This window comes from Streptomyces sp. NPDC003393 (genome assembly GCF_053589015.1).
Window position 1 is genome coordinate 143,906 of record NZ_JBSFRB010000006.1, and the last position, 15,529, is coordinate 159,434.

12 protein-coding genes are annotated in these 15,529 nt (G+C 70.7%); 10 read left to right on the forward strand and 2 right to left on the reverse strand.

All coding sequences use genetic code 11. The features are described from left to right. Positions 1–197: 197 nt before the first annotated feature. Positions 198–1,169 carry a DUF4184 family protein gene (locus ACWDUZ_RS08750; RefSeq protein WP_451631196.1) on the forward strand — a complete coding sequence of 324 codons (972 nt, stop codon included), beginning with the start codon at positions 198–200 and terminating at the stop codon, positions 1,167–1,169. Between the two features lie 182 nt (positions 1,170–1,351). On the opposite strand, the gene ACWDUZ_RS08755 is transcribed toward ACWDUZ_RS08750, so the two are convergent. Both ACWDUZ_RS08755 and polA read right to left on the reverse strand, forming a co-directional pair. Further along, positions 1,352–1,876, reverse strand: a complete 525-nt coding sequence (locus ACWDUZ_RS08755; protein WP_451631085.1) for a hypothetical protein — start codon at positions 1,874–1,876, stop codon at positions 1,352–1,354. 295 nt (positions 1,877–2,171) lie between these two features. Further along, entirely contained in the window at positions 2,172–4,898 is a 2,727-nt protein-coding gene (polA, locus tag ACWDUZ_RS08760; RefSeq protein WP_451631086.1) for a DNA polymerase I, read from the reverse strand. 167 nt (positions 4,899–5,065) lie between these two features. On the opposite strand from polA, the gene ACWDUZ_RS08765 reads away from it, so the two are divergent. From ACWDUZ_RS08765 to ACWDUZ_RS08805, 9 genes are all read left to right on the forward strand, one after another. Further along, positions 5,066–7,357, forward strand: coding sequence for an FdhF/YdeP family oxidoreductase (locus ACWDUZ_RS08765; RefSeq protein WP_451631087.1), 2,292 nt, complete (start codon positions 5,066–5,068; stop codon positions 7,355–7,357). 76 nt (positions 7,358–7,433) lie between these two features. Beyond that, positions 7,434–7,904 carry a PaaI family thioesterase gene (locus ACWDUZ_RS08770; RefSeq protein WP_451631088.1) on the forward strand — a complete coding sequence of 157 codons (471 nt, stop codon included), beginning with the start codon at positions 7,434–7,436 and terminating at the stop codon, positions 7,902–7,904. Between the two features lie 331 nt (positions 7,905–8,235). Then, positions 8,236–8,667, forward strand: a complete 432-nt coding sequence (locus tag ACWDUZ_RS08775) for a hypothetical protein (RefSeq protein WP_451631089.1) — start codon at positions 8,236–8,238, stop codon at positions 8,665–8,667. Continuing rightward, positions 8,664–9,302 carry a hypothetical protein gene (locus tag ACWDUZ_RS08780; RefSeq protein ID WP_451631197.1) on the forward strand — a complete coding sequence of 213 codons (639 nt, stop codon included), beginning with the start codon at positions 8,664–8,666 and terminating at the stop codon, positions 9,300–9,302. The genes ACWDUZ_RS08775 and ACWDUZ_RS08780 overlap by 4 nt, the downstream gene beginning before the upstream one ends. 287 nt (positions 9,303–9,589) lie before the next feature. After that, positions 9,590–10,822, forward strand: coding sequence for a branched-chain amino acid ABC transporter substrate-binding protein (locus tag ACWDUZ_RS08785; protein ID WP_451631090.1), 1,233 nt, complete (start codon positions 9,590–9,592; stop codon positions 10,820–10,822). Between the two features lie 110 nt (positions 10,823–10,932). Further along, entirely contained in the window at positions 10,933–11,865 is a 933-nt protein-coding gene (locus ACWDUZ_RS08790; protein ID WP_451631091.1) for a branched-chain amino acid ABC transporter permease, read from the forward strand. A 5-nt stretch (positions 11,866–11,870) separates the two neighbouring features. Continuing rightward, positions 11,871–13,697, forward strand: a complete 1,827-nt coding sequence (locus ACWDUZ_RS08795) for a branched-chain amino acid ABC transporter permease (protein WP_451631092.1) — start codon at positions 11,871–11,873, stop codon at positions 13,695–13,697. A 5-nt stretch (positions 13,698–13,702) separates the two neighbouring features. Next, the gene (locus tag ACWDUZ_RS08800; protein ID WP_451631093.1) at positions 13,703–14,746 is read left to right on the forward strand and encodes an ABC transporter ATP-binding protein; all 1,044 of its coding nucleotides are present in this window, start codon (positions 13,703–13,705) and stop codon (positions 14,744–14,746) included. Continuing rightward, on the forward strand, positions 14,743–15,459 hold the full coding sequence (locus ACWDUZ_RS08805; protein WP_451631094.1) for an ABC transporter ATP-binding protein: 717 nt from the start codon (positions 14,743–14,745) through the stop codon (positions 15,457–15,459). The genes ACWDUZ_RS08800 and ACWDUZ_RS08805 overlap by 4 nt, the downstream gene beginning before the upstream one ends. Positions 15,460–15,529 lie beyond the last annotated feature (70 nt).

The window sequence follows — 15,529 nt, forward strand, 5'->3', positions numbered from 1 at the left end:
TCTGTGGAGCTCTTCGGGTGTATACGACCCAGGTGACCCTACGACAACTTCCTTTGTATCGGGAGCGGTTCGTGCCCGATTTTCACCGATTGCCCCTGGACGTCGGGCGGTGAGGCGCACCGTCGGCCTGTCCCATACTGGACACGGTGATCGCCGGGCCGCCGGGCTCGGTCAACACGCCGTCCTGGGGGGCCGAGTTGCCGTTCACTCTGAGTCATGCGGCCGCGGTGCTGCCCGCGGTGCGCGGTGACGGATCGGGGCGGGGCCGGCTGGTGCCGGCGGTACTGGTGGCCGGATCCTTCTCGCCGGACATGACCTATTACCTGGCGAATGCCCTGCCTGGGGCGATGGAGTTCGGCGCGGTCACGCACTCCTTCTCCGGGGTCTTCGGCGTCGATGTGCTCATCGCCTGGGCGTTGGTGGGGCTGTGGCTGCTGGTGCGCGAGCCGCTGGTGGCGCCGCTGCCGCGGGCCCGGCAGCGGCGGCCGGCGGCGCTGACCCGGTGCGGGGCGCCCCGCGCGCGCGTGTCGCCGGCCTCGGTGCTGTGGTGGTACGTCTCCGCCGCGCTGGGAGCGCTGACGCACGTGGTGTGGGACGCGTTCACGCATCTCGACCGGTGGGGGATGCGGCTGTTTCCGGTGCTGGGGCAGCGGTTGGCGGGCACTCCGCTCTACTGGTACCTGCAGTACGGCGGCTCGGCGGTGGCCGGGGGCGTGATCGTGCTGTTCCTCGTCCGCGTGTTGCGGCGGGCGCCGTCGGGCGAGCCGGCCGCGGTGCCTGCGCTGTCGGCGCGGGACCGGTGGTGGGCCGGGGTTGTCATCGGCGGCTGCGCGACGGCCGGGGCGGTGCAGCGCCTCGCGCGGTCCTGGGCCGGGCCGTCCTCGGCGGCGGGCCCGAGGGATCTCGTCCCGGCCTTGTGCTTCGGCGCGGGAGCGGGGCTCACCCTCGGCCTGACGGCCTACGCGGTGTTGGTCCGGACGCGCCGGGCGTCCGGGTACGCGGATTTCACCGCCTTGGGCGGCGCGGATGGCGTGGGTCCTGTGAGTGGCGTGAGTGGTTCCGCCGGCTCCGGCTGGTTCGGTCGCTCGGGCCACTCCGATCGCAACGCTCGCTCCGGTCGCTCCGACGGGGACGCGGACCAAGCGGGGGTTGCCGCGCGCACGGACTGAGGGATGAGGTCCGGATCGGTCCGGAAGATCCGGGAGATCCGGAAGGCCGGGAGGGCGCCGAAGGTCCGGGGCGCGGCGGCGGGCCGGGGTGGGAGATACGGGCGGCGGTGAGGCACGGGCTGCTCCGGAGGGGGCAGGAGTGCCGGTCCCGGCGGTCACGCCCCTCTGCTCGCCCGGCGGCGCTACCAGTCGCGGGGGCCCGGACGGTGCTGCCCGTTCCGGTGGGGGCGCCGGTCGTTGCGGGAGGGCTCGTCCGGGAGGGACGGCTCCCGCCGGCGGGATCGCTGGTCCCGGCGGGCGGGTTCGTCCCGGCGGGTTGGTTCGTCCCGGCGGGTGGATTCGTCCCGGACGGGACGGCTGTCCGGGCGTGGCCGGTGCGCGGGTGGGCCCAGTGGGCGATCCGTGCGGTGCGCACGGTCGGCGCGGGGGATCGGGGGCGCCACGAAGACGGTGACGGTGCGCGCCGGGGCCGGCTGCGGGAGGCGCGCGAGGAGGAGCGCGGCGTAGCCGCGCGTCAGATCGGCCCACATCCGCCATGGACGGGCCTCTCCGGGGACGGCCGGACGGCGCATGGCGGTCACAACCCTGCGCACGGCTGCCGCGAGATCGGTGGGGATGCGGGCGGTGCTTGCGTCGGCCGCGAGGGCCGGGACCGGCGGGGGCGGCTGGGATACCGCCGGCCGGTGGTCGAGCATGCGTATACCCATGCCCGCATCCTGGCGGGCATGGGTGGTGGATGCGCCTCTGCGGGGGCCACGTGAGTGACGGCCGCCGACGGCACGCAGAGCCGCCCGCACCGTCGGCCGCGGTCACGACCGCCCGCCCCGGGCACGGCCGCCCGGTCCCGATGACCAGGACACCGCGGGGTGCCGCGGCCGCGGCGGAGGACGTGCTGGAGCCGCCACGGCCGGGCAGGGACGTACGGAGAGGCTTCTCCCCGGCACGGTTTCGCTTCCCCGGCCGGGGTCCTCCGCCCGTGCGGCACCGGGTGCCGTGCGGTGCCTAGTGCGCCGCCGACTCCCAGTCCGGGCCCACGCCCACCGAGACGTCCAGCGGCGCCCGGAGGCGCACGGCGCCGGACATCTCGCGGCGGACGATCTCCTCCGCCGCCGCACGCTCGCCGGGGGCGATCTCCAGGACGATTTCGTCGTGGACCTGGAGAAGCAGGCGGGAGGCAAGACCGGCCTCGTGCAGCGCCCGCTCCACGTTCAGCATGGCGATCTTGACGATGTCGGCGGCCGTGCCCTGGATGGGTGCGTTCAGGGCCATGCGTTCGGCCGCCTCGCGACGCTGGCGGTTGTCGCTGTTGAGGTCGGGGAGGTAGCGGCGGCGCCCGAAGAGCGTCGCCGTGTACCCCGTGGCCCGCGCCTCGTCGACCACCCGGCGCAGATAGTCCCGTACGCCGCCGAAGCGCTCGAAGTAGGCGTCCATCAGGGCGCGGGCCTCGGCCGCCTCGATGTTCAGCTGCTGGGAGAGGCCGAAGGCGGACAGCCCGTAGGCCAGGCCGTACGACATCGCCTTGATCTTGCGGCGCATCTCGGCGTCCACCGCCGACCGCTCGACGCCGAAGACCTGGGAGGCCGCCGTGGTGTGCAGGTCCTCGCCGGAGGTGAACGCCTCGATCAGGCCCGCGTCCTCGGAGAGGTGGGCCATCACCCGCAGTTCGATCTGGCTGTAGTCGGCCGTCATCAGCGACTCGAAGCCCTCGCCGACCACGAAGCCGCGGCGGATGGCCCGGCCCTCGTCGGTGCGGACCGGGATGTTCTGCAGGTTGGGGTCGGTGGAGGACAGGCGGCCGGTGGCGGCGACCGTCTGGTTGAACGTGGTGTGGATACGGCCGTCCGCCGCGATCGTCTTGATCAGGCCCTCCACGGTGACCCGGAGCTTGGCCTGTTCACGGTGGCGGAGCATGATCACCGGCAGCTCGTTGTCCGTCTGGCCGGCCAGCCAGGCCAGGGCGTCGGCGTCGGTGGTGTAGCCCGTCTTGGTCTTCTTCGTCTTCGGCAGGGCCAGCTCGCCGAAGAGGACTTCCTGGAGCTGCTTGGGCGAGCCCAGGTTGAACTCGTGCCCGGCCGCCGCGTGCGCCTCCTTCACGGCCTGCTGCACCGCACCGGCGAACGTCTGTTCCATCGCTTCGAGGTGGGCGCGGTCGGCGGCGATGCCGTGCCGTTCCATGCGGGCGAGGAGCGCGGAGGTGGGCAGTTCCATGTCGCGCAGCAGATCCGCGGCGCCGACCTCCCGCAGCCGGTCCTCGAACACCTCCCCGAGGTCGAGGATGGCGCGGGCCTGGAGCATCAGGGCGTCGGCCTGGGCGGCGTCGTCCGCGCCGAAGGCCAGCTGCCCGTCGGCCGCGGCGGCGGGCGTCAGCTCCCGGTGCAGGTACTCCAGGGACAGCGCGTCCAGGTCGAAGGAGCGGCGGCCGGGCTTGACCAGGTAGGCGGCGAGCGCGGTGTCCATGGTGACGCCCTCGACACGCCAGCCGTGCTCGGCGAAGACCCGCATCGCGCCCTTGGCGTTGTGGAAGGTCTTGGGCCGCTCGGCGTCGGCCAGCCAGTTCGCGAACGCCCGCTCGTCGGCCTCGTCCAGCTCGGCGGGGTCGCACCAGGCGGCCGCGCCGCCGGCCGCGGCGAGCGCGACCTCGGCGACCGAGCCCGCGCCCAGCGCCCAGGTGTCGACCGTGGCGACGCCCAGCGGCTGGGTGCCGTGCTCGGCGAGCCAGCCGGCCAGCTCGCCGGTGACGAGCACGGTGCCGTCCAGCTCCACGCCGTCGGCGGCGATCGGGGTGGTCTCGGCCTCCTCGGCGCCGGGGTCGACCGCGAAGAGCCGCTCCCGCAGGGAGGGGTTGCGGATCTCCAGGCTGTCCAGGAGCGTCGCGACACCCTTGCGGTCGTAGGGCTGCCGGGCGAGGTCGGTGGCCGCGCCGGGCAGTTCCACGTTCCGCTCCAGCTCGGTGAGCCGCCGGTTGAGCTTGACGGCCTCCAGGTGGTCGCGCAGATTCTGCCCGGCCTTGCCCTTGACCTCCTCGACGCGCTCGACCAGCTCGGCGAACGAACCGAACTGGTTGATCCACTTCGCGGCCGTCTTCTCGCCCACGCCCGGGATGCCGGGCAGGTTGTCCGACGGGTCGCCGCGCAGCGCCGCGAAGTCCGGGTACTGGGCGGGCGTCAACCCGTACTTCTCGAAAACCTTCTCCGGAGTGAACCGGGTCAGCTCCGAGACGCCCTTGGTCGGGTACAGCACCGTGGTGTGCTCGGAGACCAGCTGGAAGGAGTCGCGGTCTCCGGTGACGATCAGCACCTCGAAGCCCTGGGCCTCGGCCCGGGTGGCGAGGGTGGCGATGACGTCGTCCGCCTCGAACCCCTCGACGGCGAAGCGGGGGGCCCGCATCGCGTCGAGCAGCTCGCCGATCAGCTGGACCTGGCCCTTGAACTCGTCCGGGGTCTTGGAGCGGTTCGCCTTGTACTCGGTGAACTCCTCCGAGCGCCAGGTCTTGCGCGAGACGTCGAAGGCGACCGCGAAGTGCGTGGGCGCCTCGTCACGCAGAGTGTTGGCCAGCATCGACGCGAAGCCGTAGATCGCGTTCGTCGGCTGGCCCGTCGCGGTCGTGAAGTTCTCCGCGGGCAGCGCGAAGAACGCCCGGTAGGCCAGCGAGTGCCCGTCCATGAGCATGAGCCGGGGACGGGTACCGCCGGAGGTGGTGTCGGTCTTCTTCGATGCTGTCTCTGCCACGCCCTCGATCCTGCCACGCCCCACTGACAGCCGGGGCCGCCCGGCCCCGGCGGGCGTGAGCGCCCTCACAGCGACCGGGCCCGCGGCCCGGAGGGTCCCCTTGTCGCTGCCCCGTGGCAGGATCGGCGACGTACGACTTCAACAGCGCAGTCGAAGGGGAGGGCGCGATGGCGACGAAGCCGCCCAAGGGCGACCCGGTTCAGGACGCTCCGCGGGTCGCCGACCCGAAGCACGCGGCGGCCGGGCTGCCGGCCGTCGGGCACACCCTGCGCATCGCCCAGCAGCAGATGGGCGTGCGCCGCACCGCACTGACCCTGCTGCGGGTCAACCAGAAGGACGGCTTCGACTGCCCGGGCTGCGCCTGGCCGGAGCCGGAGCACCGGCACAAGGCGGAGTTCTGCGAGAACGGCGCGAAGGCGGTCGCCGAGGAGGCCACGCTGCGCCGGGTCACCCCGGAGTTCTTCGCCGCCCACTCCGTCGCCGACCTGGCCGGCCGCAGCGGCTACTGGCTGGGCCAGCAGGGGCGCCTGACCCACCCCATGTACCTGCCCGAGGGCGCCGACCACTACGAGCCCGTCACCTGGGAGCGCGCCTTCGGCATCGTCGCCGAGGAGATCGCCGCCCTCTCCTCCCCCGACGAGGCCGTCTTCTACACCTCCGGCCGCACCAGCAACGAGGCCGCTTTCCTCTACCAGCTGTTCGCGCGCGAGCTGGGCACCAACAACCTGCCCGACTGCTCCAACATGTGCCACGAGTCCTCCGGCTCGGCCCTGTCGGAGACGATCGGCGTCGGCAAGGGCAGCGTCCTGCTGGAGGACCTGTACCGGGCCGACCTGATCATCGTGGCCGGCCAGAACCCGGGCACCAACCACCCGCGCATGCTCTCCGCCCTGGAGAAGGCCAAGGCGAACGGCGCGAAGGTCATCAGCGTCAACCCCCTGCCCGAGGCGGGCCTGGAGCGCTTCAAGAACCCCCAGACGCCGAAGGGGCTGACCAGCGGCGCCGCGCTCACCGATCTGTTCCTGCAGATCCGCATCGGCGGCGACCAGGCCCTCTTCCGCCTCCTCAACAAACTGATCATCGAGACACAGGGCGCGGTCGACGAGCAGTTCGTCCGCGAACACACCCACGGCTACGAGGAGTTCGCCGCCGCCGCGCGCGCCGCCGACTGGGACGAGACGCTCACCGCGACCGGCCTCACCCGCGAGCAGATCGACCAGGCGCTCGAGATGGTCCTGGCCTCCCGGCGCACCATCGTGTGCTGGGCGATGGGCCTGACCCAGCACAAGCACGCGGTGCCCACCATCCGCGAGGTGGTCAACTTCCTGCTGCTGCGCGGCGACATCGGCCGCCCGGGGGCGGGCGTGTGCCCGGTGCGCGGCCACTCCAACGTGCAGGGCGACCGCACGATGGGCATCTTCGAGCGTCCGGCCCCGGCGTTCCTGGACGCCCTGGAGAAGGAGTTCGGCTTCGCGCCGCCGCGCGCACACGGCTACGACGTCGTCCGGGCCATCCGCGCCCTGCGCGACGGCGAGGCGAAGGTGTTCTTCGCCATGGGCGGCAACTTCGTCTCCGCCTCCCCCGACACCGACGTCACCGAGGCCGCCATGCGCCGGGCCCGGCTGACCGTGCACGTGTCGACCAAGCTCAACCGCTCCCACGTCGTCACCGGCGCCCGCGCCCTGATCCTGCCCACCCTCGGCCGCACCGAGCGGGACCTCCAGGGCGGCGGCGAGCAGTTCGTGACCGTCGAGGACTCCATGGGCATGGTGCACGCCTCACGCGGCCGCCTGGAGCCCGCGAGCGAGCACCTGCTGTCCGAGCCGGCCATCGTCTGCCGCCTGGCGCGCCGTGTGCTGGGCGAGCGCAGCGTGGTGCCGTGGGAGGAGTTCGAGAAGGACTACGCCACGATCCGCGACCGGATCGCCCGCGTGGTCCCCGGCTTCGAGGAGTTCAACGCGCGCGTGGCCCGCCCCGGCGGCTTCGCGCTGCCGCACGCCCCGCGCGACGAGCGCCGCTTCCCGACGGCCACCGGCAAGGCCAACTTCACCGCCGCGCCGGTGGAGTTCCCCGCACTGCCCGAGGGCCGGCTGCTGCTCCAGACACTGCGCTCGCACGACCAGTACAACACCACGATCTACGGCCTGGACGACCGCTACCGGGGCATCACGGCCGGCCGCCGGGTGGTGCTGGTGCACCCCGAGGACGCGCGGGCCCTCGGCGTCCCGGACGGCTCCTACGTCGACCTGGTGAGCGAGTGGAAGGACGGCGTGGAGCGGCGGGCGCCCGGCTTCCGCGTCGTGCACTACCCGACGGCCCGGGGCTGCGCGGCGGCCTACTACCCGGAGACCAACGTGCTCGTCCCGCTGGACTCCACCGCGGACGTCAGCAACACCCCTGCCAGCAAGTCCGTGGTGGTCCGCCTGGAGACCCGTCTGGAACAATCGGCGACCGACTGAGCGTTTGCTCAGCGCACAGACGTACGACGAACCAGGTGTGCGCCGAACCAGGCGCACAAGGAACGGAGCCGGGCCCATGGGTGAGCAGCAGCACGTGAAGTTCCCGCAGGAGGTCCTCGACGAGTACGCCGCGCTCGGCGTCGACCTCCAGGCGCTGTTCTCCGCCGGCCACCTGGGGACGCGGATGGGCGTGCAGATCCTGGAGGCGTCGGCGGAGCGGGTCGTCGGGACCATGCCCGTGGAAGGCAACACCCAGCCGTACGGGCTGCTGCACGGCGGCGCCTCCGCCGTGCTGGCCGAGACGCTGGGCTCGGTCGGCTCCATGCTGCACGGCGGCACCTCGAAGATCGCGGTCGGCGTGGACCTCAACTGCACGCATCACCGCGGGGTGCGCTCGGGCCTCGTCACCGGCGTCGCCACACCCGTGCACCGGGGACGCTCGACGGCCACGTACGAGATCGTGATCAGTGACGAGGAGGGACGCCGCGTGTGCAGCGCCCGCCTGACCTGCCTGCTGCGCGACGTACGCCCCGGCGACGGCGCATAGAGCCCGCCCGCCGGACCCCACCCGAACCGCGGGGTCCGGCCGCACGGTCCGGCGCGGACCCCCGCGCCACGACCCGGCGCGCGGACACACCACTCACGCCCGGCGCAAAGCTCCGCCACCGACCCGTCGCCGCCACGCCCGGCCCGGACACCCGGCCAACGGTCCCGCACACGCACACGTCGCCGCCGCCGCGCCCGGCCCGCACACCCGGCCCACGGTCCGGCACGTGAACCGCTCCCGGCCCCGCCCGCCCGCTCCGCGCACGGCCCCTCCTACGCAGGTTGCGACCTGCCCCTGGCCCGATCCGCGCGCGTGGCCCTAGCGTCATGGCATGGGAACGCAAGGAGCCCCGCGGCCCGGGGCGGCGGCGCTCGGGTCCTGGCTCGCCCCGGTGCTCCTCGCAGGCGCGCTGACGGCAGGCTGCAACGGCGCCGCGGACACGGCGGTCAGCAGCGGACACGGCGCCGGGCACAGCACCGCACCCCCGCCGTCACCTCAGGTGACCTCCCGGGAAGAACTGTGCGCCCGGATCGTCGCGCACTGGGCCCGGCAGGTGCTGGACGGCACCACCTACGGTGACTACCAGTCGATGGGACTGTCCAACGGCCAGTACGAGATCCTGCGCCGGGTCGTGGACGCCGCCCGTCCGGTGAAACGGCGCCAGGGAGCGCGCGCCGCCGATGAATTGATCAACCGTCAGGCACGGGCGGGCTGCGCCGACCGGTACCGCGGCGGCGGTCCGAGCGAAGGCCCGTGGCGGTGACCGGGGTCGGCCCCCTCGAACCGGGCGAGGGCACACGCGCACGGGACATTCCGGACCTGACCGAAGCCCCCCGCCCCGGCCCCCGTTCCCGGCGTCCACCCCGGCTGACCCGGAGTCGCCGGCGCACCGCGCTCACCTCCGCGGCGCTCGCCGCCCTCCTCGCGGGCGGCGGCTACCTCTACGCCACCCACGAGCACCAGCCACCGCCCCAGGAGCGTCAACCCCCGCCGCTCGCACCGCCGTTCCCCGCCCAAGTGGTCGACGTCTCCTACCTGGACCCGGCGCCCACCCCCGCCGGCGCCGCGCCCGGAAGCTTCAGTTTCGCGCTGCTGGTGAGCGTGAACGCCGGCCCGCCGGTCACCGTGACCCGCATCGGCCAGCCGTACGCGGGCCTTTCCGTCACCTCCGCGCCCCGCCCGCCTTTTCGCACCCGGGCCGGATCCGCCCGCAAGATCGTCGTCACCATGCATGTCTCGGAATGCGGGACAGTGCCGCGGAATGCCGGACTCCCTTTCCTGGATGTAACTCTGCGTAATACGCGCGCAATGCAAGTCCAGAGTTTCATCCTCGGCTCCCGCTACGCCCAGGCGCTCAGCGAGGCCCTGCACCGCGCCTGCGACAACGATTCCCGGTAATCACCAAAACACCTGAGACACCTGAACGCGGCGCTGCGCGTCCTGCGGGTTCTCGAAATGCGGACCGGGCGAATCGGCCTGAATTCCGCTCATCCACCCACCCAGTACCGCTCTGCATTACGTCGTGTCATAACAAGAACGTCACAGCATTGGTCAGACTCTCCTCCACGTTCCACCCACACGCCTAGAGTCACGGCCAGTCACCGCACGGTCGGAACACCCCTCCCGACCGGCGAACGACTCGGCCGCTTCCAGGGGGGAGGGCCGTGCCAGGGAAAGGACTGATCGTGCGTCAACGTTCGCTCATCGCCATCACCGCCGCGCTGGCGGCGGGAGCACTCACCCTCACCGCCTGCGGCTCCCGGGACGGCGGCGACAAGGGCTCCGACTCCGGAAACGGTGGCACCACCGTGACCATCGGCGTCGACGCCCCGCTGACCGGCGACCTGTCCGCCATGGGCCTCGGCATCAAGAACTCCGCCGACCTCGCCGCCAAGAACGCCAACAAGAAGAGCTACGTCAAGGGCGTCACCTTCAAGATCCAAGCCCTCGACGACCAGGCACAGCCGTCCGCCGGCCAGCAGAACGCCACCAAGCTCGTCGCCGACAAGAGCGTCCTCGGCGTCGTCGGCCCCCTCAACTCCTCCGTCGCCGAGTCCATGCAGAAGGTCTTCGACGACGCCAAACTGGTCGAGGTCTCCCCCGCCAACACCGGCCCCTCCCTCACCCAGGGCCCCGACTGGCAGAACAAGAAGGTCCGCCAGTACAAGTCCTACTTCCGCACCGCCACCACAGACGCCATCCAGGGCCCGTTCGCCGCCCAGTACGTCTTCAACGACGCCAAGAAGAAGAAGGTCTTCGTCATCGACGACAAGAAGACCTACGGCGCCGGCCTCGCCGCCACCTTCACCGCCGAGTTCAAGCAGCTGGGCGGCAAGGTCGTCGGCACCGAGCACATCAACCCCGACACCAAGGACTTCTCCGCCGTCGCCGCCAAGGTGAAGAGCTCCGGCGCCGACGTCGTCTACTACGGCGGCGAATACCCGCAGGCCGGCCCGCTCAGCAAGCAGATCAAGGCCGCCGGCGCCAAGATCCCGCTGGTCGGCGGCGACGGCATCAACGACGCCACCTACGGCAAGCTGGCCGGCCCCGACGCCACCGGCGACCTGGCCACCTCCGTCGGCGCCCCCGTCGAAACCCTGCCCTCCGCCAAGCAGTTCGTCGCCGACTACAAGGCCGCCGGCTACACGGACGAGTACTCCGCCTACGGCGGCTACGCCTACGACTCCGCCTGGGCCATCATCGAGGCCGTCAAGAAGGTCGTCGACGACAACGGCGGCAAGCTCCCCTCCGACGCCCGCGCCAAGGTCACCGAGGCCATGCAGAACGTCTCCTTCGACGGTGTGACCGGCAAGGTCTCCTTCGACGAATACGGTGACGCCACCAACAAGCAGCTCACCGTCTACGCCATCAAGAACGGCGTCTTCGCCCCCGTCAAGTCCGGCACCTTCACCGGCTGACCACGCCCGCACCACCCCACCAGCCGCGCGGGGCGCTGATCCAGAGGCGCCCCGCGCGGACTGCATTCCGGTCACATCCGTCGAACATCCGAAGTCTCGGAGGACATGCGGTGAACGAACTGCCGCAGCAGCTGGTCAACGGCCTGCTACTAGGATCCATGTACGGGCTGGTCGCCATCGGCTACACAATGGTCTACGGCATCGTCCAGCTCATCAACTTCGCCCACGGCGAGATCTTCATGACCGGCGCCTTCGGCGCCCTCACGGTCTACGTGTACATCCTGCCCGACGGCACCTCCATGTGGGCCGCCCTCCCCCTCATGCTCGTCGGCGCCATCATCGTCGCCGTCCTCGTCGCCGTAGGGGCGGAACGGTTCGCCTACCGCCCGCTGCGCACCGCCCCACGCCTGGCCCCCCTCATCACCGCCATCGGCCTCTCCCTCGCCCTCCAGCAGGCCGTCTGGGCCTGGTACCCCGACGCCAAGTCCGCCCGCACCTTCCCCCAGATCCCCGGCGGACCCTTCCACATCGGCAACGTCACCATCCAGACCGGCGACATCTTCCTCCTCCTCGCCGCCCCCATCAGCATGGCCATCCTCGGCTACTTCGTCATGAAGACCCGCACCGGACGCGGCATGCAGGCCACCGCCCAGGACCCCGACACCGCCAAACTGATGGGCGTCAACACCGACCGCATCATCGTGGTCGCCTTCGCCCTCGGCGCCGCCTTCGCCGCCATCGGCGGCGTCGCCTACGGCCTCAAGTACGGCCAGATCGAATTCCGCATGGGCTTCATCCTCGGCCTCAAAGCCTTCACCGCCGCCGTCCTCGGCGGCATCGGCAACATCTACGGAGCCATGATCGGCGGCGTCGTCCTCGGCATCGCCGAAACACTCGCCACCGCCTACATCGCCGACCTCCCCGGCATGGAAAAGTTCGGCAGCCAGTCCTGGGCGGACGTCTGGGCGTTCGTACTCCTCATCCTCGTACTCCTCTTCAGACCCCAAGGCCTGCTCGGCGAGCGCGTCGCGGACAGGGCGTGACACCGATGACCACACAGACCACCGCACCCGAAACCCCCGGCACCCCGACCCCCCGGCCTGCCGCCACAAGCACCGGCATCCCGCCGCACGTCGGCCGCGCGCTCACCACCGGCGGCGCCGTCCTCACCCTCGCCTCGACCTTCCTCGCCTGGACCTGGACGTCCGCGTTCCCCGGTGACCTCACCGTCTACGGCTACCCGGGCGGCCTGCAGGTGCTCGTCCTCGTCGGCAGCGCCCTCACCGCCCTGCTCTGCCTCTCCTCCTACGGAGTGAAAGGCCTGCGGTGGCTGACCCCCGCCGGTGCCGACGGAGCCATCCGATTCGCCGCACTGGCCACCTGGTACACCACCTGGTACACCGTCGGCGCGATCAGCACCAAGCTCGGCGGCGTCGTCAACCTCGAACCCGGCGGCTACATCGCCGCCGTCGCCGCGCTCGTCACCTACATCGGCGCACGATCCCTGCCCTTCGAGCGCCCCGAACCGGATCCCATCGACCCCGACGACACCCGCTGGGCACACATCAAACACGGCTTCTCCCACCGGATGCAGGCGGTCAAGGCGGCCTACTCCGCCGGGACCCCCCGCCCCGTCCCCGCCCTGCCCTCCTACGCCGAGATTCTGATCATCGTCGCCATCCTGGCACTCGGCCTGGTCGTCTTCACCTACGGCATCGGCACCGAGTACGACGAGCTGTTCGTCGGCTTCCTCATCACCGCCGGCTTCGGCTTCGCAGCCCTCAGCAAGTCCGGACTCGTCGGCCAGGCCTCCCAGATCACCGCACGACACCAGACCATCACCACCTTCGGCGCCTTCATCGCCGCCGCACTCTTCCCCTTCACCCAGACCGACGACCAGTACGCCACCATCGGCGTCTACATCCTCATCTTCGCCACCGTCGCCCTCGGCCTGAACATCGTCGTCGGCCTCGCCGGACTCCTCGACCTCGGCTACGTCGCCTTCCTCGGCGTCGGCGCCTACGCCGCCTCCCTCGTCTCCGGCTCCCCCAGCTCCCCCTTCCACGTCCACTTCCCCTTCTGGGCCGCCGTCATCGTCGGCGCCCTCGCCTCACTCGTCTTCGGCGTCCTCATCGGCGCCCCCACCCTCCGCCTCCGCGGCGACTACCTCGCCATCGTCACCCTCGGCTTCGGAGAAATCTTCCGCATCACCGCCAACAACCTCGACGGCACCTCCGGACCCGACCTCACCAACGGCTCCAACGGCATCTCCTCCGTCCCCAACCTCGACATCCTCGGATTCGACTTCGGCGCCCAGCACGACATCGCCGGATACACCATCGGACGCTTCGCCAACTACTTCTTCCTGATGCTGATCATCACCGCCGTCGTCGTCCTCGTCTTCCGACGCAGCGGCAACTCACGCATCGGCCGCGCCTGGGTCGCCATCCGCGAAGACGAAACCGCCGCCCTCGCCATGGGCATCAACGGCTTCCGCGTCAAACTCATCGCCTTCGCCGTCGGCGCCTCCCTCGCCGGTCTCGCCGGCACCGTCCAGGCACACGTCACCTACACCGTCACCCCCGAGCAGTACCTCTTCGCCGGAGCCATCCCCCCCAACTCCGCCTTCCTGCTCGCCGCAGTCGTCCTCGGCGGCATGGGCACCATCGCCGGCCCGCTCATCGGCGCCGCACTGCTCTTCCTCATCCCCAACAAGCTCCAGTTCCTCGGCGACTACCAGCTCTTCGCCTTCGGAGTCGCACTCATCCTGCTCATGCGGTTCCGGCCGGAAGGCCTCATCCCCAACCGACGCCGCCAGCTCGAATTCCACGAAGAGGCCGAAGCGCCCACGGTCCTCGGCAAGACAGGGGCCTGACCACCATGACCACCGACACCACCACCAAGGACACCGCACCGGGCACCAACCCCCCCGGCCACACCGTCCTCGACGCCCGCGGCGTCACCATGCGCTTCGGCGGCCTCACCGCCGTACGAAACGTCGACTTCACCGTCAACAGCGGCGAGATCGTCGGACTCATCGGCCCCAACGGCGCAGGAAAAACCACCTTCTTCAACTGCCTGACCGGCCTCTACGTCCCCACCGAAGGCGAAGTCCGCTACAACGGCAACGTCCTGCCGCCCAAATCCTTCAAGGTCACCGCGGCCGGCATCGCCCGCACCTTCCAGAACATCCGCCTCTTCGCCAACATGACGGTCCTCGAGAACGTCCTCGTCGGCCGCCACACCCGCACCAAAGAAGGCTTCTGGTCCGCCGTCCTCCGCGGACCCGGCTTCCACAAAGCCGAAGCCGCCTCCCGCGCACGCGCGATGGAACTGCTCGAATTCGTCGGACTCGCGGACAAGGCCGAACACCTCGCCCGCAACCTCCCCTACGGCGAACAACGCAAACTCGAAATCGCCCGCGCCCTCGCCAGCGAACCCGGACTCCTCCTCCTCGACGAGCCCACCGCCGGCATGAACCCCCAAGAGACCCGCGCCACCGAAGAACTCGTCTTCGCCATCCGCGACATGGGCATCGCCGTCCTCGTCATCGAGCACGACATGCGGTTCATCTTCAACCTCTGCGACCGCGTCGCCGTCCTCGTCCAAGGCGAAAAACTCATCGAAGGCGACAGCGCCACCGTCCAGGGCGACGAACGCGTCATCGCCGCCTACCTCGGCGAACCCTTCGAAGGCGCCCCCGGCGAACAGGAAGCCGCCGAAGTCGCACACGCCGAGGCGCAGGCCGAGGCACACGCCGCCACCACGACGACGGACCCCGGCACCCCGACGGACGCCGACACGACGACGGCCGCCACCACGGACGCCGACACCAGGACGGACGCCACCACGGAGGACGCCGACACCGCGACGAACGCCGACACCACGACGGACGACGCGCCCGGCAAGGAGAACGACCGATGACCACACTCCTCGAAGTCGAAGACCTCAGAGTCGCCTACGGCAAAATCGAAGCCGTCAAAGGCATCTCCTTCAAGGTCGAGGCCGGCCAGGTCGTCACCCTCATCGGCACCAACGGCGCCGGCAAAACCACCACGCTCCGCACCCTCTCCGGCCTCCTCAAGCCCATCGGCGGCCACATCAAATTCAACGGCAAATCCATCAAAAGAACCCCCGCCCACGACATCGTCTCCCTCGGCCTCGCCCACTCCCCCGAAGGCCGCCACATCTTCCCCCGCATGACCATCGAGGACAACCTCCGCCTCGGCGCCTTCCTCCGCAAAGACAAAGAAGGCATCGAAAAGGACATCCAGCGCGCCTACGACCTCTTCCCCATCCTCGGAGAACGCAGAAAACAAGCCGCAGGCACCCTCTCCGGCGGCGAACAACAAATGCTCGCCATGGGCCGCGCCCTCATGTCACAGCCCAAACTCCTCATGCTCGACGAACCCTCCATGGGCCTCTCCCCGATCATGATGCAAAAAATCATGGCCACCATCGCGGAACTCAAAGCCCAAGGCACCACCATCCTCCTCGTCGAACAGAACGCCCAGGCCGCCCTCTCCCTCGCCGACCAGGGCCACGTCATGGAAGTCGGCAACATCGTCCTCTCCGGCACCGGACAAGACCTCCTCCACGACGAATCCGTCCGCAAGGCCTACCTCGGCGAGGACTGACACCCACCCCGCACCACCACAACGAGGCCCGCACCCCAACACAGGGATGCGGGCCTCGCCACACAACGAA

What these genes read in the sequence shown, in the direction of transcription:
- ACWDUZ_RS08755 (WP_451631085.1), bottom strand. Translation starts at nt 1,876, where the DNA reads ATGGGTATACGCATGCTCGACCACCGGCCGGCGGTATCCCAGCCGCCC.
- ACWDUZ_RS08765 (WP_451631087.1), top strand. Translation starts at nt 5,066, where the DNA reads ATGGCGACGAAGCCGCCCAAGGGCGACCCGGTTCAGGACGCTCCGCGG.
- ACWDUZ_RS08770 (WP_451631088.1), top strand. Translation starts at nt 7,434, where the DNA reads ATGGGTGAGCAGCAGCACGTGAAGTTCCCGCAGGAGGTCCTCGACGAG.
- ACWDUZ_RS08775 (WP_451631089.1), top strand. Translation starts at nt 8,236, where the DNA reads ATGGGAACGCAAGGAGCCCCGCGGCCCGGGGCGGCGGCGCTCGGGTCC.
- ACWDUZ_RS08795 (WP_451631092.1), top strand. Translation starts at nt 11,871, where the DNA reads ATGACCACACAGACCACCGCACCCGAAACCCCCGGCACCCCGACCCCC.
- ACWDUZ_RS08800 (WP_451631093.1), top strand. Translation starts at nt 13,703, where the DNA reads ATGACCACCGACACCACCACCAAGGACACCGCACCGGGCACCAACCCC.
- ACWDUZ_RS08805 (WP_451631094.1), top strand. Translation starts at nt 14,743, where the DNA reads ATGACCACACTCCTCGAAGTCGAAGACCTCAGAGTCGCCTACGGCAAA.